We start from the raw sequence: 19,812 nt of genomic DNA on the forward strand, positions 1-19,812 counted from the left end.
CGTGGGACCCGGGCGGACCCGGGTGCTGCTCGGTGTCACCTGCGCGGGCCGCCCGCTCCTGCGGGACCTTCGGTGACGACCTGTTTCCAGGCACGCCACGACCGGCGGTCTTCGGTTACGGATCTCATCGTACGGGGCGGCCGGTCGACCGGCCAAATCGGCGGCCGCCGACCGGACCGAATCGGGCGATACTCGCCCAAAGGTCACCCGGTTCTGTGACCATGGGACCCGTGGATCTGCAGCTCCAATCGCTCACCGACACCCTGGACATGGCCGACCACCGTGTCCGGATGGGGGCCGACAACAGCGCACGCGTCTGGCCGACCGGCTTCGACGTGCTCGACGCGAACCTCCAGGGCGGCTTCCGCAGCGGCGACCTGATCCTCATCGGCGGCCCCCAGGGGATGGGCAAGACGACCTGGGTCCTCCAGGTCGCCCGCAACATCGCCCGCCAGGGCCGGCCGGTCCTCTACTTCTGCTACGAGCACGACCAGACGACGATGCTCATCCGGCTCGTCGCCCTCGAGGCCGGGCTGATCGGCGGCATCGACGCCCCCAGCATCAACCGGATCCGCGCCACGTTCGAGGCCAACGACGGGCTCGGCCGGAGCCTCTCCCAGAGGCTCTCCGACACCTCCGGCGGCGCCGAGGCGCTCGAGGTCGTGCGGGAGTACTCCGACCGGCTCACCGTCCACCGCTCCTCCGGCAGCAAGACCACGATCGAGGTCATCAAGGAGACCGTCGAGGCGGTCACCGAGAAGCACGGGACCGCGCCGTTCGTCTGCATCGACTACCTCCAGAAGATCCCGATGCCGGGAGTCCCGGAGGAGGAGAAGACGACCGAGATCGTCACCCAGGTCAAGGACATGGCCCTCGACCACGGCGTACCCACGCTCTGCGTCGTCGCCTCCGACAAGGAGGGGATCCAGAAGGGCAAGCGGATGCGGGTCAACCACATGCGCGGCTCCTCCGCGCTGGCCTACGAGGCCGACACCGTGCTGATGCTCAACAACAAGTACGACGTCGTCGCCCGCCACCACCTCGTCTTCGACGCCGGCAACGTCGAGCGGTACAACCACTGGGCGATCCTCTCCATCGAGAAGAACCGCTCCGGGCTCACCGGCGTCGACATGGAGTTCCCGAAGCGGTTCGAGCAGTCCCGCTTCGAGACCCGCGGCCGCCTGGTGCGCGAAAAGCTCGTCGACGAGCGCGTCTTCGTCGAGTAGCCCGGGCCGGGCCCCCGCGGTTTCCCATGGTGCCCTGGGAAACCGGTGCTCCCCACAGGTTGCAGTCGATGGGAACCACCAGTTCCCCATGGAGTACGACGCCCGCGCCGACGGCAACCACCCCGGACGACAGCCCTCGGACTCAGCCCGGGTCGCGACCCGGCGCGCCAGGAGTCGTTCAGGTGAACGACCTTCGACGTCGTTCGGCCGGTTGCCGGGTCAAATGTTCGTTCACGTGCACGGACCCCGGCCACGACGGGCGGCGGCTCGCCACGTGGGGCGGCTCAACGTCTCCAGGACGCGCCACGAAGGGCGGCTCAACACCCCCATCGACGACGGAACGCCCCCCGGAGTCTCCTCCGAGGGGCGTCCTGCTGTCGTACGACGGGGTGGCCGGTCAGGCCTCGTCGTCGCCGGCGACGTTGCGGGTGCGGTTCGGGTCGACCTGGATGCCGGGGCCCATGGTCGTCGAGACCGTCACCTTGCGGATGTAGCGGCCCTTGGAGCTGGCCGGCTTGAGCCGCAGCACCTCCTCGAGCGCGGCGGCGTAGTTCTCGGCGAGCTGCTGCTCGGAGAAGGACGCCTTGCCGATGATGAAGTGCAGGTTCGCGTGCCGGTCGACCCGGAACTCGATCTTGCCGCCCTTGATGTCGGAGACGGCCTTGGCGACGTCCATGGTGACCGTGCCGGTCTTCGGGTTCGGCATCAGGCCTCGGGGGCCGAGCACCTTGCCGAGCCGGCCGACCTTGCCCATCATGTCGGGCGTCGCGACGACCGCGTCGAAGTCCAGCCAACCGCCCTGGACCTTCTCGATCAGCTCGTCGCCGCCGACGAAGTCGGCGCCCGCCCCGCGGGCCTCCTCGGCCTTGGCGGCGTTGGCGAAGACCAGGACCCTGGCGGTCTTGCCGGTGCCGTGCGGGAGGTTGACGGTGCCGCGCACCATCTGGTCGGCCTTGCGGGGGTCGACGCCGAGCCGCATCGCGACGTCGACGGTCTCGTCGAACTTCTTCTTGCTCCCGGCCTTGGCGAGCTTGATCGCCGCGAGCGGGGAGTAGGTCTCGTCCTTGTCGAAGGACTGGGCTGCTGCCCGGTAGCTCTTGCTGCGCTGCATGGTTCTGGTTTCCTCTCCAGTCGTGGTCGTCGGCCGCAGTGCGGGCCTGCCACTGTGTTCAACTACGAAGCGGCCACCGCGTGGTGACCACGGGCGCGCTCGCGCCAGTTCGATCAGCCGTCGATGGTGACGCCCATCGAGCGCGCGGTGCCCTCGACGACCTTCATGGCGGCGTCCACGTCGTTGGCGTTGAGGTCGGGGAGCTTGGTCTCCGCGATCTCGCGCACCTGGTCGCGGGTGAGCCGGCCGACCTTGTCCTTGTGCGGGACGCTCGAGCCCTTCGCGAGGCCGGCGGCCTTCTTGATCAGCTCGGCGGCCGGCGGCGTCTTCGTGACGAAGGTGAAGGTCCGGTCCTCGTAGATGGTGATCTCCACGGGGATGACCTGGCCGCGCTGCTGCTCGGTGGCCGCGTTGTACGCCTTGCAGAACTCCATGATGTTCACGCCGTGGGGACCGAGCGCGGTACCCACCGGCGGAGCAGGAGTTGCCGCCCCGGCGTTCAGCTGCACCTTGACGAGCGCAGCGATCTTCTTCTTCGGAGGCATTCCTAGGGTCCTTACTGAAACGGGTGGTGCTGGTTGCGGTGAGCCGGCCGGCCCGGAAGGTCAGACCTTCTGGATCTGGCTGAAGCTCAGCTCGACCGGGGTCTCCCGGCCGAAGATCTCGACGAGCGCCTTGACCCGCTGGGCCTCGGCGTTGATCTCGGTGATGGTGGCGTGCAGCGTCGCGAACGGCCCGTCGACGACCATGACGGAGTCCGAGACGTCGAAGTCGGCGACCTCGACCTTCTTCTTCGCGGGCGCGGCGGCCGCGGCGCCGCCCTCGGCGGCGGTGGTGGCCGCAGCGGCCTCGGCGGAGGCGACGATCGCCGGAGCGAGCATCTTCTCGACCTCCTCCAGGCTCAGCGGCACCGGCTGCTGGCTGTGGCCGACGAAGCCGGTGACCGACGGGGTGTGCCGCACCGCGGCCCACGACTCGTCGGTGAGGTCCATCCGGACGAGGACGTAGCCGGGCAGGACGGTCCGCTTGACCATCTTGCGCTGGCCGTTCTTGATCTCCGCGACCTCCTCGGTCGGGACGATCACCTCGTGGATGTAGTCCTCCATGTTGAGGGAGACGATCCGGCTCTCGAGGTTCGCCTTCACCCGGTTCTCCATGCCGGAGTAGGTGTGGATCACGAACCAGTCGCCGAACTTGTTGCGCAGCGACTCGCGGAACTCCTCCAACGGGTCGGCCGGCGCGGCGTCGACGTCGGACTCCTCGGCGTCCGCCGCCTCGACGGTGCTCTCGTCGTTCAGCGCGGCGACCTGCTCCTCGGAGACCTCGTCGATCGCCTCGGGGACGCCCGCGGGCGACTCCTCGGGGGCGCTGACCTCGTCGGCCGGGGACTCCGGGTAGCCGGGCAGGTCGTCGCCGACCACGTCCTCGGCCGGCGTCGGGGTCTCCGGCGCGGGGGTCGCCTCGCCGGCCTCCTCGGCGACCGGGGCGTCGTCGAGGGACGACTCAGCGGGCGCCTCGACCTCCTCGACAGGAGCCTCGGGCGCTTCGTCGTACGGCTGCGACACGGTTGTCAGTCACCTTCACTCTGGGGTTGCGGCCGACCGGCGGGAGCCGGTTCAGCTGAAGATCTCGAACGCGAGCTTGCCGAAGCCCAGGTCGAGCAGCGAGACGATCGTCATGACCACGACGACGAACACCAGGACCACCCAGAAGTAGGTGATCAGCTGCTGCCGGGTCGGCCACACGACCTTGCGGAGCTCGGCCACGACCTGCCGGTAGAAGGTTGCGGGGCTGGTGCGTCGCTGTGCAGTCGAGCTCTCCGTCACCCGTCCTCCTCCTCACCGTCCGGGGCGTCGTACGCCGGACTCCTTCCCCACGCAGCGGCTCCGCGTGAGGTCCTGCAGGGCACGAGGGACTTGAACCCCCAACCTTCGGTTTTGGAGACCGATGCTCTGCCAGTTGAGCTAGTGCCCTTCGACGGCTCCCGGTGACCGCACCCACGCGGCAGCCGGGCTGCGTGCGGGCATGGCGATCAAGGGTGGAAACCACCGACGAGCCAGTCTACGGGCTCGTCCCAGGCAAGTCGAACCGGCGTGCACCCGGGAGAGGCCAGGTGGAACGATGGGCGCATGACCGCGAGCAGCACGAGCACCCCGTCCGGAGCCACCCGTCCCCGCATCTCGAACCGCATCGGCAGCATCGCCGAGTCTGCCACCCTCGCGGTCGACGCCAAGGCGAAGGCGCTCAAGGCAGCCGGCCGTCCGGTGATCGGGTTCGGGGCCGGCGAGCCAGACTTCCCCACCCCGTCGTACATCGTCGAGGCCGCCGTCGCCGCCTGCAGCGACACGGCGAACCACCGCTACACCCCCGCGGGCGGGCTGCCGGCGCTCAAGGAGGCGATCGCCGCCAAGACGAAGCGCGACACCGGCTACGAGGTCACCCCCGCGCAGGTGCTGGTCACCAACGGCGGCAAGCAGGCGGTGTACGAGGCGTTCGCGACGCTGCTCGACCCGGGCGACGAGGTGATCCTCCCTGCGCCGTACTGGACCACCTACCCCGAGTCGATCCGGCTCGCGGGCGGCGTCCCCGTCGAGGTGCTCGCCGACGAGACCCAGGACTACCTGGTCACCCTCGAGCAGCTCGAGGCGGCGCGCACCGAGCGCACCAAGGTGCTGCTCTTCTGCTCCCCGTCCAACCCGACCGGCGCGGTCTACCCGCGCGAGCAGGTCGAGGCGATCGGCCGCTGGGCGGTCGAGCACGACCTGTGGGTGGTCACCGACGAGATCTACGAGCACCTCACGTACGACGGCGTCGAGGCCGTCTCGATGCCGGTGGCCGTCCCCGAGCTCGCCGACCGCTGCGTGGTCCTCAACGGCGTCGCGAAGACCTACGCGATGACCGGCTGGCGGGTCGGCTGGCTGATCGGCCCGCAGGACGTCGTGAAGGCCGCCACCAACCTGCAGTCCCACGCGACCTCCAACGTCGCCAACGTCTCGCAGCGCGCCGCGATCGCCGCGCTCACCGGCGACCTGTCCGCAGTCGACGAGATGAAGGCGGCCTTCGACCGGCGACGCCGCAAGATCGTCGAGATGCTCAGCGCGATCGACGGGGTCGTCTGCCCGGACCCGAAGGGCGCGTTCTACGCCTACCCCTCGGTCAAGGGGCTTCTCGGGAAGACGTACGACGGGGTCACGCCGACGACCAGCGCCGAGCTCGCCGAGCTGATCCTCGACAAGGCGGAGGTGGCCGTGGTGCCGGGCGAGGCCTTCGGGTCCCCCGGCTACATCCGACTCTCCTACGCCCTCGGCGACGACGACCTGGTCGAGGGGATCACCCGGCTCCAGAAGCTGTTCGCGTAGAGCGTGGCTCGGGCAGGGGCTGGATCCGCGCGCGGACGGGGGCGGCCGCACGGCGGCGCCGGCGCGGGCGTGGATGGGACTGGCCCCCCTGGAGCGACGAAGGAGCGCAACGGGTGGTTGCCCGCGCCGGGGTCGCCGGGAGGCCGCCCCCGCCCCCGACGCAACCTCCAGACCCTCCCCAAGGCGCACCTGCACCTCCACTTCACGGGGTCGATGCGGCACAGCACGTTGGTGGAGCTGGCGGCGAAGCACGACGTGCCGTTGCCGGACGCGCTGGTCGAGGACTGGCCGCCGCACCTGTCTGCGGCCGACGAGAAGGGGTGGTTCCGCTTCCAGCGGCTCTACGACATCGCGCGGAGCGTGCTGCGCACCCCTGAGGACGTGCGGCGGCTGGTCATGGAGGCGGCGCTGGACGACGCCGCCGACGGGGGCCGCTGGCTCGAGCTGCAGGTCGACCCGAGCGGCTACGGGGGGCTGTTCGGCGGGATCACCGCGTTCACCGAGCTGGTGCTGGACGCGGTCGACGAGGCAGCGAGGGCCGCGGGGATCGGGATGGCGGTCGTCATCGCCGCCAACCGCACCCGCCACCCGCTCGACGCCCGGACGCTGGCCCGGCTCGCAGCGCAGTACGCCGGCCGCGGGGTGGTGGCCTTCGGACTCTCCAACGACGAGCGCCGGGGCCGGACCGAGGAGTTCGAGCGGGCCTTCGCGATCGCGAGGCGGGCCGGGCTCCGGTCGGTCCCGCACGGCGGCGAGCTGCTCGGCCCGGAGAGCGTCCGGCGGGTGCTCGACCACCTCGGCGCGGACCGCATCGGCCACGGCGTCCGGTCGGTGGAGGACCCTGCGCTGCTCGAGGAGGTGGTCCGCCGCGGGATCGCGCTGGAGGTCTGCCCCACCTCGAACGTCTCGCTCGGCGTCTACAGCGACCTGACCTCGGTGCCGGTCCCGACGCTCCTCGAGGCCGGCGCGACCGTGGCGCTCGGCGCGGACGACCCGCTGCTGTTCGGTTCGCGGCTGGCCGGGCAGTACGCCACCGTCCGCGCCGCCCACGACCTCTCCGACGCCGATCTCGCACGGCTGGCCCGGATGTCGGTCGACGCGTCCTGCGCACCGGACAGCCTCAAGCGGGAGCTGGCGAGGGAGATCGACGACTGGCTGGCCGCGCCGGTCACCGACCCGGAGTGACGATCCCGGCCTCGTAGGCGAACACCACCGCCTGCACCCGGTCGCGCACGCCGAGCTTGTCGAGCACGGCGGCCACGTGCGTCTTCACGGTGGTCTCCCCGAGGTGCAGCCGGGCGGCGATCTCGGCGTTCGACAGCCCCCGGGCGAGCAGCGGCAGCACCTCCCGCTCCCGCGGGGTCAGCCGCGCGAGCTGCCTCTCCGCATCGCGGTGCCGGGCGCGCGCCGCGACGAGCTCGCCGACGAGCCGGGTGGTGACGGCGGGGGCGAGCAACGACTCCCCCGCGGCCACCACGTGGATGGCCCGCACCAGCTCCTCGGGCGGCGCGTCCTTGAGCAGGAACCCGCTCGCGCCGGCCTCGAGCGCGGAGAAGACGTACTCGTCCCGGTCGTAGGTCGTCAGCACCACCACCCGGGCACCGGTCGACGCGGTCACCTCGCGGGTGGCCGCGATCCCGTCGAGCACCGGCATCCGGATGTCCATCAGCACGACGTCGGGGCGGGCGGTGCGGCAGAGCTCGACGGCGGCGCGCCCGTCCGCGGCCTCGCCCACCACCTCGACGTCCGGCTCCGGCTCGAGGAGCCGCACGAACCCGGCGCGGATCAGCTGCTGGTCGTCGGCGACCACGACGCGGACGGTCACGACCGGGACGGCTCTACGGAGGTCGGCGAGCCGGCGAGGGGCAGCACGGCGTGCACCCGGAAGCCGCCGTCCGGGAGCGGGCCGCTGTCCAGGCGACCGCCGTACAGCCGGACACGCTCGCGCATCCCGACCAGCCCGTGGCCGGCTCCTGCCACTGCTCCTGGCACTGCGGCGGGCGGCCGGGTCGGCGCGCCGTTGGTGACGGCGACCTCGAGCGCGTCGGCGCGCCGCTCGAGCCGCACCTGGACCGGCGCGCCCGGGGCGTGCTTCACGACGTTGGTCAGGGCCTCCTGCACGATGCGGTACGACGACAGGGCGAGCCCTCCGACCAGGTCACCGGGCTCCCCGACCACGGAGAGGGTCACCTCGTGCCCGGCGGTGCGCAGCGGGGCGACCAGGGCCTCGATCCCGCCGAGCGTCGGCAGCGGCTCCAGCGACCCGCCCTCCCCGGACTCGTGGAGCAGCCCGAGGAGCCGGCGGAGCTCCTCCAGCGCCGAGCGGCCGGTCCGCTCGATGGTGTCGAGGGTGCGGGCGGTCGACGAGGCGGGGTCGTCGAGGAGCCGCCGCTCCACCCCGGCGTGCAGGACCACGACGCTGAGGGAGTGCGCGACGACGTCGTGGAGCTCGCGGGCGATCCGGGTGCGTTCGGCCGCGGCTGCGGCGGCTGCCTCGCGCTCGGCGGCCGCGGCGCGCTCCCGGGCGGTCGACGCCTCGTGGCGCAGCCCGTGCAGCAACCTGCCGACCACGAACGCGACGCCCCAGAAGAGCAGCGTCGGCAGGGTCTCGCCGGCCGACCGGCCGACGCTCAGCGAGGCGAGCTCGACCACGACGAGCGGGACCGCGACGCCGGCGAGCCCGAGCGGCAGCGCCGCGCGCGGGGCGTGCAGCCCGAGAGCGAAGAAGGCCACGAGCATGACGAGGAACGGCTCGAACGCGGGCTGCACCGCGAGGTCGCGGTGGAGCAGCAGGAGGTAGCCGGTCACCAGCCACGCCGCGACCAGGGCGGCGAGGGTCGGCCGCGCGACCCGGGCCACCAGCACGGCGGACGCCGCCATCAGCACCGCCACGGTCACCCACCGCGGCTCCGGGTAGCCGTCGCCGTCGCCGAGCAGCCCGTTGACGAGGACCAGCGCGACGAGGGCCAGGGGCACGGCCCAGGTCGAGACCCGGGCCGCCCCCGCGCCCACCGACCCCCCTCGCATGGCGGGACGGTAGCAACGCGCGAGCGCGCCGTGCTCCTCCTCGCGGCCCCTCCTCCTCGTCCGCGAGGACGAGGTCGACGGGCTCCCGCTCCTCTCGCGGACGACCGGCTCCGCCCGGGCAGCCGAGGCGGACCGGCCGCGGCGACCAGGACCGTGGGGCGACCGACGACCGGAGGAGAGCCATGACCCTCGACCACGCCCCCACCCCACCCGCGACCGCCGCACCCGGGAGCCCGGCTGCGGCCGACCGCCTCGCCGCCCTCGGCGGCACCCTCTTCACCGTCTGCGTCCTGGCCGGCAACGGCCTGACCGAGACCGTCGTCGGCAGCGACGACTCCCCCGCCGGCACCGCCGCCGACCTCGCCGCGCAAGGCGCGAGCACCGCCGTCCGGGTCGGGCTGGGGCTCGAGCTCGTCGGGCTCCTCCTGGCCGGCGGGTTCGCCGCGGCGGTGGCGGCCCGTGGCCTCGGCAGGGCCGCGACCCGCACGGCGGCGACGGTCGCCGCAGTGGCCGGGGGCTGCCTCGTCGCGGTCAAGCTCGCGTCGGCCGCGCCGTACCTCGCCGCCCTCAGCGCCCGCGACACGCTCCCGGACGAGGTCCTGCACGCGCTGGTCGGCACCAACGAGGCGGCGTTCGTGGTGACCTGGCTGCCCGCCGCGGTGCTCGTGGGCGCGACGGCGCTGGTGCTGCACGGCACCGGCGTCGGCGGCCGGCTCCTGCGAGCGACCGGGCTCGTGGTGGCCGGCGCCGGGCTCGCCGCCGCGCTCGTGGGGTCCATCGACCCGTCGTCGGCGTTCCCGGTGCCGTTCCTCCTCGGGCTGGTGTGGATCGCCGTGGCCGGGGTCAGGCTCGCCCGTCGCTGACCCGCCTGGTGTGGCTGCCACCCGCCGGCGGCGTGGTGCGGCAGACTGCGGCGCATGAGTACGCCTCCCGGGGGACCACCTCCGTACGACCCGAACCAGCCCCAGGACCCGAACCAGGGGTACGGCGCCCCGCCGCCCCCGCCGCCCGGCGGTGGCTCCTACCCGTCGTACCCGACCGACCCGGGCAGCGGCGGCTACGGGCAGCCGCCCTACGACCAGCCGCAGTACGGCGGCGGCCAGCCCGGTGGCGGCCAGCAGACCAACGGCCTCGCCATCGCCTCGCTGGTCACCGGCATCCTCGGCATCCCGCTGGTCTGCTGCTGGGTCGGCGTGCTGCTGTCGATCGCGGCGATCGTCACCGGCTTCCTCGGCAAGAAGAAGGCCGACGAGTCCGGTGGTCGCATCGGCGGCCGCGGGATGGCGCTCGCCGGCATCATCCTCGGTGTGATCGGCGTCGTGCTGCTGATCGTGCTGATCATCCTCGTCGCCGCGACCGGCTCGTTCGACTACACGTTCGACACCGACTCGATGTGACCCCGGGGCCGGGGCGGCGACGGGCCGTGGTGCCCGTCCGCCCCGGTACCCTCCCGGCATGAGCACGCCGCCCTCCGGACCGCGCCCGCAGGACCCGAACCAGCCCTACGGCTACGGGGAGCAGCCGGGCTACGGGCAGCAGCCCGGCTACTACGGCCAGCAGCCTCCCGGCTACCCGCCGCCGGTCTACTACCGCGTCCCCGACCACCCCCAGGCCGCGACCGCGATGATCCTGGGAATCCTCGGCATCGTGCTCTGCCAGGTCCTCGGCCCGTTCGCCTGGTCGATGGGGAAGAAGACGATGGCCGAGATCGACGCCAGCGGCGGCCAGCTCGGCGGCCGCGGCCAGGCGCAGGCCGGCTACGTCTGCGGGATCATCGCCACCGCGCTCCTCGGGATCGCGGTCGCGTTCCTGCTCGTCTACTTCGTGATCATCGTGGCGATCTTCGGCGGGATGGCGGCCAGCGCGCCCTGAGCCCCGCTCAGAAGGAGCAGCCGACCAGCACCGGTTCGGGCACCAGCGTGATCCCGAACCGGTCGCGCACGCCGTCCCGGACGCTGGCGGCGAGGGCGAGCAGCTCCTCGGTGGTGCCCCCACCCCGGTTGGTCAGCGCCAACGTGTGCTTGGTGGAGAGCCGGACCTGCCCGTCGCCGTACCCCTTGGTGAAGCCGGCGCGCTCGATCAGCCACGCTGCACTCGTCTTCACCCGGCCGTCGGGCTGCTCCCAGGCCGGCGCCCCCTCGGGCAGCGCCTCGCGGGGTACGACGGGGTTGGTGAAGAACGACCCCGCGGACCACGTGTCGTGGTCTTCCGCGTCGAGCACCATCCCCTTGCCGGCGCGCAGCCCGAGCACCGCCTTGCGGACCTCCGCGAGCGGGGCGCGCTGTCCCTGCTCGACCCCGAGCGTGCGGGCGAGCTCGGCGTACCGCACCGGCGCACCGAGGGTGCCGAACCGCAGCTGGAACGCGACGGACAGCACGACGTAGCGGGACGGGTCCTGCTTGAACCGGCTGGTGCGGTAGCCGAACCCGCAGTCGGCGTGGAAGAACGTGCGGTGCCGCCCCTCAACGCGGTCCCAGGTGCGGACGCGGGCGATCGTGTCGGCGACCTCCTGGCCGTAGGCGCCGACGTTCTGGATCGGGGTCGCGCCGACGCTGCCGGGGATCCCGGACAGCGCCTCGACGCCGATCCACCCCTCGTCGACGGCGCGGGCGACGAGGCGGTCCCACCCCTCCCCCGCGGCGACCTCGACCATCGCGCCGCCGCAGCTGTCGCCCTCGGCCCGCACGCCGGTGGTCGCGATCTCGACGACCAGCCCGTCGAACCCGGCGTCGGCGACCACCAGGTTGCTGCCGCCGCCGAGCAGCAGCACCGGGCGGCCCGCGCGGTCGGCCTCGGCGACCGCGGCGACGAGCTGCTCCTCGGTCTCGGCGCGCACCCACTCCGCGGCAGGGCCGCCGAGCCGGAGGGTGGTGCGGTCGCGGAGGAGCGGGCGGGTCACCGGCTCAGCCGACACGCAGCACCGCCTTCGGCACCCCGAGCACCTTCTCGCCCTCGCAGGTGACTTCGAGCGCGACGGTCGCCAGCCCGTCCTCGACGGACTTCACGGTGCCGGCGACCCGCACCGTCGTGCCGGTGTCGTCGTCGGGGACGACGACGGGCTTGGTGAACTTGCACCCCAGCTCGACGACCCGGCCCGGGGCGCCGGCCCACTCGTCGAGGGCGCGGGCGGCGAGTGCCATGGTGAACATGCCGTGCGCGATGACCCCCGGCAGGCCGACCGAGGTGGCAACCCGGTCGGACCAGTGGATCGGGTTGCGGTCACCGCTGGCGCCGGCGTACCTCACCAGGTCGGCGCGGGTGACGGCGTACTCCTGCGGCGGCAGCGCCTCGCCCGGCGTCATCAGGACTCCCCCCGGTGGACGAGGGTCATCGTGGCGGTGACCACGTGGGCACCGGACGCGTCGACGATCTCGGTGCTGGTGCCGATGATGTCGGAGCCGGCGATCTGCCGGAGCGAGTCGACGGTGAGCATCGCGGTGAGCACGTCACCGGCGACGACCGGACGGGAGTAGCGGAACCGCTGCTCGCCGTGGACCACCCGGTGCAGCGCGATGCCGACCGTCGGGTCCTCGAGGAGGGCGTCCATCGCCTTGAAGGCGACGACGATCGGGAACGTCGTGGGGGCCGGGGTGCCCGGCCCGTCGTAGCGGCTCCCGGTGGCGGCGGCGAACTCCGCGACCCGCTCGTCGGAGACGGCGTAGGGAGCGGGCGCCGGGAAGGTGCGCCCCGCGAGGGCTCCGTCGACAGCCATGCCCGGGACGCTAGCAAAGCGAAGGAGCGGCGCCCCGGGTCGGGACGCCGCTCCTGCAGTGCTCAGGACCCGTCAGCGGGTCTCGCGGTGCGCGGTGTGCGTGCGGCAGCGCGGGCAGAACTTCTTCATCTCCAAGCGGTCCGGGTCGTTGCGCCGGTTCTTCTTGGTGATGTAGTTGCGCTCCTTGCAGACCGTGCACGCCAAGGTGATCTTGGGGCGGACGTCACTGCTCTTGCTGGCCACGGCGTGCCTCTTCTTGTCGTCGATCTCTGCTGCGGCACGGCGAGCCGTGCCCTTTCGGTCTGCCTGTCCAGTGTGCCGCACACGGCAAGTGCCGGGACGGGCCGGAGTGGTAGCGGGGGCGGGAATCGAACCCGCGACACCACGATTATGAGCCGTGTGCTCTAACCGACTGAGCTACCCCGCCGCCGGGACGCGGCCTCCCCCGGCGAACCGGCGGCGACCATCCCAGAGCCCCTTTACGGAATCGAACCGTAGACCTACTCCTTACCATGGAGTCGCTCTGCCGACTGAGCTAAAGGGGCAAGCGAGGACAGAGCATACACAGCGGGTGGGTGGTCCCTGAAATCGGCTCCGGACGGCTCCTGAATGATGGCCCGGTGGCCTCCTCGTTCTACCGCAGCCGCCCCGACGGGACCTTCGACGCACTGCCCACGACGGGCTCGCCGTGGGGCCCCGACAGCCAGCACGGCGGTCCTCCTGCGGCCCTGCTGACGCGGGCGCTCGAGGCGCTTCCCGAGGCGGCCGGGCGGGTGCTCGGCCGGGTGACGTTGGAGCTGCTCGGCCCGGTCCCGTTGGGACCGCTGTCGGTGTCGGCGCAGGTCGAGCGCGCCGGTCGGTCGGTGGCGCTCGTCTCGGCGACGCTGGTCGACGTCGCGCGCGACCGACCGGTGGCGCGGGCCACCGGGTGGCTGTTCCCGGAGCTCGAGACCGGCGCCGGGGAGGTGGGGCCGCCGCCCTCCGCCGGCCCCTCGGAGGGTGTGCCGCACGACCGTCCGCAGGGGTGGCACGGCGGCTACCTCGACGCCGTCGAGTGGCGCTGGCTCCGGGGTGCCGTCGGCGAACCGGGACCGGCGCTGGTGTGGATGCACCCACGCCCGCTGCTGGTCGACGACGAGCCTTGGACGCCGGCGACGCTCGTGATGGCCTGCGTCGACTCGGCCTCCGGAGCCTCGTCGGTCCTCGACCCGGCGTCGTGGGCCTTCCAGAACACCGAGCTGACCGTGCACCTGCTCCGCCCTCCGGTCGGGGAGTGGCTCTGCCTCGACGCGCGCACCACGCTCGGCCCTGGATCGGTGGGGCTGGCCACCTCGGACGTGTACGACGAGCAGGGGCTGGTCGCCCGCTCCGCCCAGGCGTTGCTCGTCGCCCGGCGTCGATGAGGGGCGGTCCGGGTACCTGACCCCCGTGGCCGACACCGTCTCCCGTCCCGGCGCCCAGGAGTGGGTGCCCTCGCGTCCGACCCTCCCCCGCCTCCGCTCGGCGGTCGACGACTGCCGCGGCTGCGAGCTGTACGCCGACGCCACGCAGGCCGTCCTCGGCGACGGCCCGGACGACGCGCCGCTGCTGGTCGTCGGCGAGCAGCCCGGGGACAAGGAGGACCTCGCCGGCGAACCGTTCGTGGGGCCGGCCGGGAAGCTGCTGGACAAGGCGCTCGAGTCCGCCGGGATCGCCCCGGAGTCGGTCTTCCGCACCAACGCCGTCAAGCACTTCCGGCACGAGGGGACCCGCGGGAAGCAGCGGATCCACAAGACCCCCGGCCGCGCCCACGTGGTGGCCTGCCAGCCGTGGTTGCTGGCCGAGCTGTCCGTCGTACGGCCGGTCGGGGTGGTGCTGCTCGGTGCGACGGCAGGGCAGGCGGTCTACGGCTCGTCGTTCCGGGTCGGGGCGTCACGCGGGACGCGGATGGAGTGGCCCTCGTCGCTGGAGATCGCCGCGACGCCGGAGTGGGTGGTGCCGACCGTCCACCCGTCCTCGATCCTCCGGTCGAGGCAGCGGGACGCCGACCTGGAGGCGTTCGTCGCCGACCTCCGCGTCGCCGCCTCCCTGCTCCCCTGACCGCCGACCCGTCGCATCTTCACGCCTCATGACCGCCGAGCCGTCGCATCTTCACGCCTCATGACCGCCGACCCGTCGCATCTTCACGCGCCAGGGCCGCCGAGTCGTCGCAACTTCACTCCGCCCGGCGTCGAGCCGGCGCGTCCTGCCGGCCGGTCCACTAGCGTCCGGCGGGTGAACCCACTCGACTCCTGGGGCCGGGGCATCCACACCGCCGGCGACCGCACGTACTCCTACTTTCGCAAGGGCTCCGGCCCCGCCGTCGTGGTCATCCACGAGCTGCCGGGGATCATCCCGGAGGTCGTGGAGCTCGCCGAGGAGGTCGTCGACCGCGGCTTCACCGTCGTGCTGCCGCACCTCTTCGGCCAGGCCGGCAGGAAGGCGACGCCGGGGTACGCCGCCGCGACGGTCGCCACGGTGTGCGTGAACCGGGAGTTCACCGCGTTCGCGCTCGGCCGTACGCCGCCCATCGCGACGTGGCTCCGCTCGCTCGCCGTCGAGCTGCACGAGGAGCTCGGCGGCCCCGGCGTGGGGGCGGTCGGGATGTGCTTCACCGGCGGGTTCGCCCTCGCGATGCTCGCCGGCGCCCCGGTCGCGGCGCCGGTCGTCGCCCAGCCATCGACGCCGTTCCCCCTCGGGCCGAAGCGCGCCGCCGACCTGAACCTGAGCCCGGCGGACCTCGACTCCGTCCGCGACAAGGTGGTCGGGGGGTGCCAGGTGCTCGGGTTGCGGTACGCCGGGGACCCGGCCGTCGGCCAGCGGTTCGACACGCTCCGCCGTGAGCTCGGGGACAACTTCATCGCCGTCGAGTTCCCCGGCCGCAAGCACTCGACGTTGACGTTGCACCGTCAGCAGGAGGGGGTCGACCGGGTCCTCGATTTCCTCACCGAGAAATTGCGGGGCTGACAGGAAGACGCGACGGCTGGGCGTCGGTCCTGCGTGAAGTTGCGACGGCTCGGCCGGGTTTTATGCCTGAAGATGCGACGGCTCGGCCAGGTTCGCCCGTGAAGATGCGACGGCTCGGCGTGGGACGACCTCCACGAGGCCCCGACGACCCGGCCGTCGTCCACGACAAGCCCGGTGACGCCGGTGTCGTACCGCGGCTCGACCCCGAGCTCGGCGAGCCGGGCGAGCGCGAGCTCGAGGACGAACCCGCCGCCGCCGGTGTCCCCGACGAACGGCGGCTTGTGACCGCGGGGCGCCGGGCGAGCGAGGTCGCGGAACGGGTGGGCCTTCTCGCTGCCGGTGTACATCAGCCCCTCGGTCCCGGGCTGCACGACGGCCTTGTCCGCGTAGTACGACCGCTCGAACTCGAACCCGAGCGCCTCGAGCCACTCGAAGTGCTCCACCGACTCCGCGCAGTAGAGGTGCACCTTCTCGGGCGGGACGTCGGGGCTGACGGCCCGGAGGTACTTCTCCATCTCCTCCGGGGTGTCCCGTGCCCGGTCACCTGCTGCACCGCCGTACCGCCGCCGAGGTAGAAGTGGCCACCGGCCATCGCGCTCGTGCTGGTCCCCCGGCCGCCGCGGTCGAGCAGGAGCACCGAGGCACCGGCCCGGGCCGCCTCGAGCGCGGCGCAGGCGCCGCCCATGCCGGCCCCGACGACCAGGACGTCGACCTCGTCGCTCCAATCGGTCACGCTGGAGGCGGCGACGGGCGTGGGCATCTCGGTATTCACGGACGCGAGTTTAGAACGTGTTCTAGTCGTGGAACAGATCGCGGCCGGCGCTTGTTGGGGACGGTTGAATCGACAACCTAGGAGCACGCCATGCAGTTCGGGATCTTCACGGTCGGCGACGTCACCACCGACCCGACCACCGGCCGCACCCCGACGGAGCACGAGCGGATCAAGGCCACCGTCGCCATCGCGAAGAAGGCCGAGGAGGTCGGGCTCGACGTCTTCGCCACCGGTGAGCACCACAACCCGCCGTTCATCGCCTCCGCACCCACGACCACGCTGGCCTACATCGGCGCGCAGACCGAGCGGATCATCCTCAGCACCGCGACCACGCTGATCACCACCACCGACCCGGTGCTGATCGCGGAGAACTACGCCAAGCTCCAGCACCTGACCGACGGCCGCGTCGACCTCGTCATGGGGCGCGGCAACACCGGCCCGGTCTACCCCTGGTTCGGCAAGGACATCCGTCAAGGCATCCCGCTGGCGATCGAGAACTACGCGCTGCTCCGCCGGCTCTGGCGCGAGGACGTCGTCAACTGGGAGGGCAAGTTCCGCACGCCGCTGCAGGGGTTCACCAGCACCCCGCGGCCGCTCGACGGCGTCCCCCCGTTCGTCTGGCACGGCTCGATCCGCTCCCCCGAGATCGCCGAGCAGGCGGCGTACTACGGCGACGGCTTCTTCGCCAACCACATCTTCTGGCCCGCCTCGCACACCCAGCGGATGGTGAACCTCTACCGCCGCCGGTTCGAGCACTACGGCCACGGCGCGGCCGACCAGGCGATCGTCGGGCTCGGCGGCCAGGCCTTCATGCGCAAGAACAGCCAGGACGCGGTCCGCGAGTTCCGCCCGTACTTCGACAACGCGCCCGTCTACGGTCACGGCCCCTCCCTCGAGGACTTCGCCGAGATGACGCCGCTCACCGTGGGATCGCCGCAGCAGGTCATCGAGCGCACCCTCGGCTTCCGTGAGTACGTCGGCGACTACCAGCGCCAGCTCTTCCTCATGGACCACGCGGGGCTGCCGTTGAAGACGGTCCTCGAGCAGCTCGACATCCTCGGCGAGGAGGTCGTCCCGGTGCTGCGCAAGGAGTTCGCCGCCCTCAAGCCGGCGCACGTCCCGGACGCCCCGACCCACGCGTCGCTGGTCGCGGCCGCGGCCGGCGGGAAGGACAGCACGGTGTACGCCGAGGCCGACAGCGCCACCGGCTCGCGCGCCGAGGACGCCGGAGCGGTCCGATGACCTACACCGTCGCGGTCGTCTCCGCGGGGCTCTCCCAGCCGTCCTCCACCCGACTGCTCGCCGACCGGCTCGCCGAAGCGGTCCGGGCGCAGGTGAAGGAGGCCGGCGGTGAGGTGCTCGTCGAGGTCGTCGAGCTACGGCCGCTGGCCCACGCGCTCGCCGACAACCTCGTCACCGGCTTCCCGCCGCCCGAGCTCGAGGCGGCCATCGCGGCGGTCACGTCGGCGGACGCGCTCGTCGCGGTCACGCCGGTGTTCACCGCGTCGTACGCCGGGCTCTTCAAGACGTTCTTCGACGTGCTCGACAAGGACGCGCTGGCCGGGAAGCCGACCCTCGTCGCCGCGACCGCCGGGACCGCCCGCCACTCGCTGGTGCTCGAGCACGCGCTGCGGCCCCTGTTCTCCTACCTGCGCGCGGTGGTCGTCCCGACCGCGGTGTTCGCGGCGACGGAGGACTTCGGCGACACCACCTCGGGGCAGCTGCAGGAGCGGATCGACCGGGCGGCCGGCGAGCTGGCCGCGCTGCTCGCGCCCTCGACGGTCCGGCGCGCGCCCGCACCGGACCCGTTCGAGGAGGTCACGCCGTTCGAGGAGCTGCTCCGCGGCAACGGCTGACGCCGCGCCACGAGGGGCGGTTCAACGCGAAACACCGCGCCACGAGGGGCGGTTCAACGTCAAACACCGCGCCACGAGGGGCGGTTCAACACCCGACCGCGCGCCACCATGGAGGGCTCAGGAGGTCAGCCGGCTCGCCAGGAACCGGCGGACCCGTTCCAGGTCGCCGGTCGTGCGGACCCCAGGGTCGTCCGGCGAGGCGCGCTTCCACAGCACCTTGAGCAGCAGCGCCGCGGGCGCCTCGACGGCGTCGGTGCCGGGCCGGTCCTCGACGAGGACCCGGGGCACCAGCGGCCGCTCGCCGGTGCGGCTCTCGACGGGAGACGCCTGGGCCGGGAAGTCGCCGCGGGTCGCGGGTTCGACGACCCACGACCGCTTGACGTCGGTGGCCCGCAAGGAGATCGGTGCGGTGAGGTCGGCGGCGTACCCCCGGCTGTGCATGCGGTGCAGGAAGACGGTCAACGCCTCGTCGATCCCGTCCGCGGCGAGGTGCGGCGGCAGCCGTTCCGCGGTCCCGGTCGCCATCGCGAGGTCGACTCCGTGCATCACGGTCTCGTGGGTCTGCCGGCGCTGCCAGAAGCCGACCCGGCCGGCACCGAAGGCGAAGTTCCAGCACGGCTTGTCCGCAGGGATGTCCCGGAGCACGGAGTAGAGGTCCTCGGCACGACCGAGGTACCACTCCGCGACCCGGCGCGCCTTGTGCGACGACGGACGGTCGTCGAGCCCGTACGCCGCCCGACCGGTCTCGACCACCGTGGCCGCCCACGAGTGGGTGTTGCCGAGGTGGACGACGAGGTCGAGCACGGTCCAGTCCGGGCACGTGGGGACGGCCTGCCGCATCCCCGCGCGGGCGACGTGGTCGGCGAACCACTCGGCCGCGGCCGCGAACTCGACGACGAAGTCGAGGCCGGTGCCGGCCCGTGTCGCCGAGTCCATGGGCCCATCGTGGCACGTCCGACCGGCACGGCGGGGCGCACGAAGGGGCTATGCGTGGGAGCGGACCGTCCGAGCGGCTCCGCAGCTCACGGCGTCGGTGCCTGACCGGTGACGAGGTAGACCACCCGCCGGCCGAGGGACACCGCGTGGTCGGCGATCCGCTCGTAGTAGCGACCGAGCAGCGCCACGTCGATCGCCGGCTCCACCCCGAAGGCCCAGTCGTCACCGAGCATCATCCGGAAGGAGCGGCGGCGCAGCTCGTCCATCTCCTCGTCGTCGGCCTCGAGCCGTTCGGCGGCCTCGACGTCGCGCTGCGCGATGACGTCGCCGGCCGCCCCCACCATGTGCACGGCGACGTGCGCCATCCGCTCGATGGTCGGCCGCATCGGCTCGGGCACCGCGATCTCGGGGTTGCGCAGCTGGGCCACCTTGGCGACGTGGACCGAGAGGTCGCCCATCCGCTCGAGGTCGGCGACCATGCGCACGGCTGCGATCAGCATCCGGAGGTCACCTGCCACCGGCTGTTGCAGAGCCATCAGCTCGAACACCTGGTCCTCGACCCGTTCACGGAGCGCGTCGATCGCCGCATCACCGCGGACCACCTGGTCGGCGACGTGCGGGTCGGCGGTCAGCAGGGAGTGCGTGGCCCGGACCACGGACTGCTGGACCTGCTTGGTCATCGACACCAGCTCGTCCACGATCAGGTCGAGCTGGTCGAAGTAGGCGCTGCGCATGGGCCCACGGTGGCCGCCGCGGTCGGCCCCCCCGGCAACCCGAGATGAACCCCAGGTGAACAGAGGGCGTAGTCCGGGTACGGAGCCGCTGGAC

At 72.6% G+C, this 19,812-nt stretch carries 24 protein-coding genes, 3 tRNA genes and 1 pseudogene; 11 read left to right on the plus strand and 17 right to left on the minus strand.

Annotated features, from left to right (window positions below; translation table 11 throughout):
- Positions 1-230 precede the first annotated feature (230 nt).
- Positions 231-1,226 (plus strand): DnaB-like helicase C-terminal domain-containing protein, encoded by a 996-nt coding sequence (locus FIP57_RS07290; RefSeq protein ID WP_162529701.1) that lies wholly within the window; start codon positions 231-233, stop codon positions 1,224-1,226.
- 397 nt (positions 1,227-1,623) lie between these two features.
- Here the strand turns inward: FIP57_RS07290 and rplA are convergent, their stop codons facing one another.
- From rplA to FIP57_RS07315, 5 genes are all read right to left on the minus strand, one after another.
- Complete coding sequence (rplA, locus tag FIP57_RS07295) at positions 1,624-2,337, minus strand: 50S ribosomal protein L1 (RefSeq protein ID WP_148572861.1); 714 nt, start codon at positions 2,335-2,337, stop codon at positions 1,624-1,626.
- A 113-nt stretch (positions 2,338-2,450) separates the two neighbouring features.
- Entirely contained in the window at positions 2,451-2,882 is a 432-nt protein-coding gene (gene rplK / locus FIP57_RS07300) for a 50S ribosomal protein L11 (RefSeq protein ID WP_148572862.1), read from the minus strand.
- 60 nt (positions 2,883-2,942) lie between these two features.
- Positions 2,943-3,902, minus strand: coding sequence for a transcription termination/antitermination protein NusG (gene nusG, locus FIP57_RS07305; protein ID WP_238993341.1), 960 nt, complete (start codon positions 3,900-3,902; stop codon positions 2,943-2,945).
- Positions 3,903-3,953: 51 nt separating this feature from the next.
- On the minus strand, positions 3,954-4,163 hold the full coding sequence (gene secE, locus FIP57_RS07310) for a preprotein translocase subunit SecE (protein ID WP_148572863.1): 210 nt from the start codon (positions 4,161-4,163) through the stop codon (positions 3,954-3,956).
- Between the two features lie 75 nt (positions 4,164-4,238).
- Positions 4,239-4,311, minus strand: a tRNA-Trp gene (locus FIP57_RS07315).
- A 155-nt stretch (positions 4,312-4,466) separates the two neighbouring features.
- On the opposite strand from FIP57_RS07315, the gene FIP57_RS07320 reads away from it, so the two are divergent.
- On the plus strand, positions 4,467-5,696 hold the full coding sequence (locus FIP57_RS07320; RefSeq protein WP_148572864.1) for a pyridoxal phosphate-dependent aminotransferase: 1,230 nt from the start codon (positions 4,467-4,469) through the stop codon (positions 5,694-5,696).
- A 117-nt stretch (positions 5,697-5,813) separates the two neighbouring features.
- Positions 5,814-6,881: an adenosine deaminase gene (locus FIP57_RS07325; protein WP_148572865.1), complete on the plus strand. Its 1,068-nt coding sequence runs from the start codon at positions 5,814-5,816 to the stop codon at positions 6,879-6,881.
- On the opposite strand, the gene FIP57_RS07330 is transcribed toward FIP57_RS07325, so the two are convergent.
- The gene (locus tag FIP57_RS07330) at positions 6,865-7,521 is read right to left on the minus strand and encodes a response regulator (protein WP_148572866.1); all 657 of its coding nucleotides are present in this window, start codon (positions 7,519-7,521) and stop codon (positions 6,865-6,867) included. The genes FIP57_RS07325 and FIP57_RS07330 overlap by 17 nt on opposite strands.
- Positions 7,518-8,723 carry a sensor histidine kinase gene (locus FIP57_RS07335; protein WP_148572867.1) on the minus strand — a complete coding sequence of 402 codons (1,206 nt, stop codon included), beginning with the start codon at positions 8,721-8,723 and terminating at the stop codon, positions 7,518-7,520. Before FIP57_RS07335 ends, FIP57_RS07330 begins: the two co-directional genes overlap by 4 nt.
- A gap of 182 nt (positions 8,724-8,905) precedes the next feature.
- On the opposite strand from FIP57_RS07335, the gene FIP57_RS23115 reads away from it, so the two are divergent.
- The 3 genes from FIP57_RS23115 to FIP57_RS07355 are packed head-to-tail and all read left to right on the plus strand — an operon-like array spanning position 8,906 to position 10,595.
- The gene (locus tag FIP57_RS23115; protein ID WP_162529702.1) at positions 8,906-9,586 is read left to right on the plus strand and encodes a hypothetical protein; all 681 of its coding nucleotides are present in this window, start codon (positions 8,906-8,908) and stop codon (positions 9,584-9,586) included.
- A 54-nt stretch (positions 9,587-9,640) separates the two neighbouring features.
- The gene (locus FIP57_RS07345) at positions 9,641-10,120 is read left to right on the plus strand and encodes a DUF4190 domain-containing protein (protein WP_148572868.1); all 480 of its coding nucleotides are present in this window, start codon (positions 9,641-9,643) and stop codon (positions 10,118-10,120) included.
- Between the two features lie 58 nt (positions 10,121-10,178).
- Complete coding sequence (locus FIP57_RS07355; RefSeq protein WP_203231105.1) at positions 10,179-10,595, plus strand: DUF4190 domain-containing protein; 417 nt, start codon at positions 10,179-10,181, stop codon at positions 10,593-10,595.
- Between the two features lie 7 nt (positions 10,596-10,602).
- Here the strand turns inward: FIP57_RS07355 and FIP57_RS07360 are convergent, their stop codons facing one another.
- The 6 genes from FIP57_RS07360 to FIP57_RS07385 all read right to left on the minus strand — a co-directional run bounded on the left by FIP57_RS07360 (position 10,603) and on the right by FIP57_RS07385 (position 12,980).
- Positions 10,603-11,637, minus strand: a complete 1,035-nt coding sequence (locus FIP57_RS07360; protein WP_148572869.1) for a UDP-N-acetylmuramate dehydrogenase — start codon at positions 11,635-11,637, stop codon at positions 10,603-10,605.
- Positions 11,627-12,025: a MaoC/PaaZ C-terminal domain-containing protein gene (locus FIP57_RS07365; RefSeq protein WP_148572870.1), complete on the minus strand. Its 399-nt coding sequence runs from the start codon at positions 12,023-12,025 to the stop codon at positions 11,627-11,629. The genes FIP57_RS07360 and FIP57_RS07365 overlap by 11 nt, the downstream gene beginning before the upstream one ends.
- Positions 12,025-12,435 carry an FAS1-like dehydratase domain-containing protein gene (locus tag FIP57_RS07370; RefSeq protein ID WP_148572871.1) on the minus strand — a complete coding sequence of 137 codons (411 nt, stop codon included), beginning with the start codon at positions 12,433-12,435 and terminating at the stop codon, positions 12,025-12,027. Before FIP57_RS07370 ends, FIP57_RS07365 begins: the two co-directional genes overlap by 1 nt.
- A 72-nt stretch (positions 12,436-12,507) precedes the next feature.
- A complete protein-coding gene (gene rpmG / locus FIP57_RS07375) occupies positions 12,508-12,678 on the minus strand; it encodes a 50S ribosomal protein L33 (RefSeq protein WP_148572872.1) in 171 nt (56 codons plus the stop codon).
- A gap of 107 nt (positions 12,679-12,785) precedes the next feature.
- A tRNA-Met gene (locus FIP57_RS07380) sits at positions 12,786-12,862 on the minus strand.
- 45 nt (positions 12,863-12,907) lie between these two features.
- Positions 12,908-12,980 (minus strand) — tRNA-Thr (locus tag FIP57_RS07385).
- Positions 12,981-13,055: 75 nt separating this feature from the next.
- Here FIP57_RS07385 and FIP57_RS07390 point away from each other — a divergent pair.
- The 3 genes from FIP57_RS07390 to FIP57_RS07400 all read left to right on the plus strand — a co-directional run bounded on the left by FIP57_RS07390 (position 13,056) and on the right by FIP57_RS07400 (position 15,420).
- Positions 13,056-13,838 carry a thioesterase family protein gene (locus tag FIP57_RS07390; RefSeq protein WP_148572873.1) on the plus strand — a complete coding sequence of 261 codons (783 nt, stop codon included), beginning with the start codon at positions 13,056-13,058 and terminating at the stop codon, positions 13,836-13,838.
- A 25-nt stretch (positions 13,839-13,863) separates the two neighbouring features.
- Positions 13,864-14,514, plus strand: a complete 651-nt coding sequence (locus tag FIP57_RS07395) for a UdgX family uracil-DNA binding protein (protein ID WP_148572874.1) — start codon at positions 13,864-13,866, stop codon at positions 14,512-14,514.
- Between the two features lie 174 nt (positions 14,515-14,688).
- Positions 14,689-15,420, plus strand: a complete 732-nt coding sequence (locus FIP57_RS07400) for a dienelactone hydrolase family protein (protein WP_238993343.1) — start codon at positions 14,689-14,691, stop codon at positions 15,418-15,420.
- Here FIP57_RS07400 and FIP57_RS07405 read toward each other — a convergent pair.
- Positions 15,363-15,935: an FAD-binding protein gene (locus FIP57_RS07405; RefSeq protein WP_275266139.1), complete on the minus strand. Its 573-nt coding sequence runs from the start codon at positions 15,933-15,935 to the stop codon at positions 15,363-15,365. The two genes, FIP57_RS07400 and FIP57_RS07405, sit on opposite strands and share 58 nt — an antisense overlap.
- Before the next feature lie 50 nt (positions 15,936-15,985).
- Positions 15,986-16,180 (minus strand): annotated as a pseudogene (locus FIP57_RS24415) (FAD-dependent oxidoreductase); the annotation flags it as partial.
- Between the two features lie 102 nt (positions 16,181-16,282).
- On the opposite strand from FIP57_RS24415, the gene FIP57_RS07410 reads away from it, so the two are divergent.
- Positions 16,283-17,434 carry an LLM class flavin-dependent oxidoreductase gene (locus FIP57_RS07410; RefSeq protein ID WP_148572876.1) on the plus strand — a complete coding sequence of 384 codons (1,152 nt, stop codon included), beginning with the start codon at positions 16,283-16,285 and terminating at the stop codon, positions 17,432-17,434.
- Positions 17,431-18,048 (plus strand): FMN reductase, encoded by a 618-nt coding sequence (locus FIP57_RS07415; RefSeq protein ID WP_148572877.1) that lies wholly within the window; start codon positions 17,431-17,433, stop codon positions 18,046-18,048. The genes FIP57_RS07410 and FIP57_RS07415 overlap by 4 nt, the downstream gene beginning before the upstream one ends.
- A gap of 117 nt (positions 18,049-18,165) precedes the next feature.
- On the opposite strand, the gene FIP57_RS07420 is transcribed toward FIP57_RS07415, so the two are convergent.
- Both FIP57_RS07420 and phoU read right to left on the minus strand, forming a co-directional pair.
- On the minus strand, positions 18,166-18,984 hold the full coding sequence (locus tag FIP57_RS07420; RefSeq protein WP_148572878.1) for a maleylpyruvate isomerase family mycothiol-dependent enzyme: 819 nt from the start codon (positions 18,982-18,984) through the stop codon (positions 18,166-18,168).
- 86 nt (positions 18,985-19,070) lie between these two features.
- Positions 19,071-19,718, minus strand: coding sequence for a phosphate signaling complex protein PhoU (gene phoU, locus FIP57_RS07425; RefSeq protein WP_148572879.1), 648 nt, complete (start codon positions 19,716-19,718; stop codon positions 19,071-19,073).
- Positions 19,719-19,812: the final 94 nt, after the last annotated feature.

This window comes from Nocardioides caldifontis, from assembly GCF_008087345.1.
Classification (GTDB): Bacteria; Actinomycetota; Actinomycetes; order Propionibacteriales; family Nocardioidaceae; genus Marmoricola_A; species Marmoricola_A caldifontis.

Excerpts from the sequence above, each read along its gene's own strand:
- rplA (WP_148572861.1), bottom strand. The coding sequence starts at position 2,337 with ATGCAGCGCAGCAAGAGCTACCGGGCAGCAGCCCAGTCCTTCGACAAG.
- rplK (WP_148572862.1), bottom strand. The coding sequence starts at position 2,882 with ATGCCTCCGAAGAAGAAGATCGCTGCGCTCGTCAAGGTGCAGCTGAAC.
- FIP57_RS07320 (WP_148572864.1), top strand. The coding sequence starts at position 4,467 with ATGACCGCGAGCAGCACGAGCACCCCGTCCGGAGCCACCCGTCCCCGC.
- FIP57_RS07335 (WP_148572867.1), bottom strand. The coding sequence starts at position 8,723 with ATGCGAGGGGGGTCGGTGGGCGCGGGGGCGGCCCGGGTCTCGACCTGG.
- FIP57_RS23115 (WP_162529702.1), top strand. The coding sequence starts at position 8,906 with ATGACCCTCGACCACGCCCCCACCCCACCCGCGACCGCCGCACCCGGG.
- FIP57_RS07345 (WP_148572868.1), top strand. The coding sequence starts at position 9,641 with ATGAGTACGCCTCCCGGGGGACCACCTCCGTACGACCCGAACCAGCCC.
- FIP57_RS07355 (WP_203231105.1), top strand. The coding sequence starts at position 10,179 with ATGAGCACGCCGCCCTCCGGACCGCGCCCGCAGGACCCGAACCAGCCC.
- FIP57_RS07365 (WP_148572870.1), bottom strand. The coding sequence starts at position 12,025 with ATGACGCCGGGCGAGGCGCTGCCGCCGCAGGAGTACGCCGTCACCCGC.
- FIP57_RS07370 (WP_148572871.1), bottom strand. The coding sequence starts at position 12,435 with ATGGCTGTCGACGGAGCCCTCGCGGGGCGCACCTTCCCGGCGCCCGCT.
- FIP57_RS07405 (WP_275266139.1), bottom strand. The coding sequence starts at position 15,935 with ATGGAGAAGTACCTCCGGGCCGTCAGCCCCGACGTCCCGCCCGAGAAG.
- FIP57_RS07410 (WP_148572876.1), top strand. The coding sequence starts at position 16,283 with ATGCAGTTCGGGATCTTCACGGTCGGCGACGTCACCACCGACCCGACC.
- FIP57_RS07415 (WP_148572877.1), top strand. The coding sequence starts at position 17,431 with ATGACCTACACCGTCGCGGTCGTCTCCGCGGGGCTCTCCCAGCCGTCC.
- FIP57_RS07420 (WP_148572878.1), bottom strand. The coding sequence starts at position 18,984 with ATGGACTCGGCGACACGGGCCGGCACCGGCCTCGACTTCGTCGTCGAG.
- phoU (WP_148572879.1), bottom strand. The coding sequence starts at position 19,718 with ATGCGCAGCGCCTACTTCGACCAGCTCGACCTGATCGTGGACGAGCTG.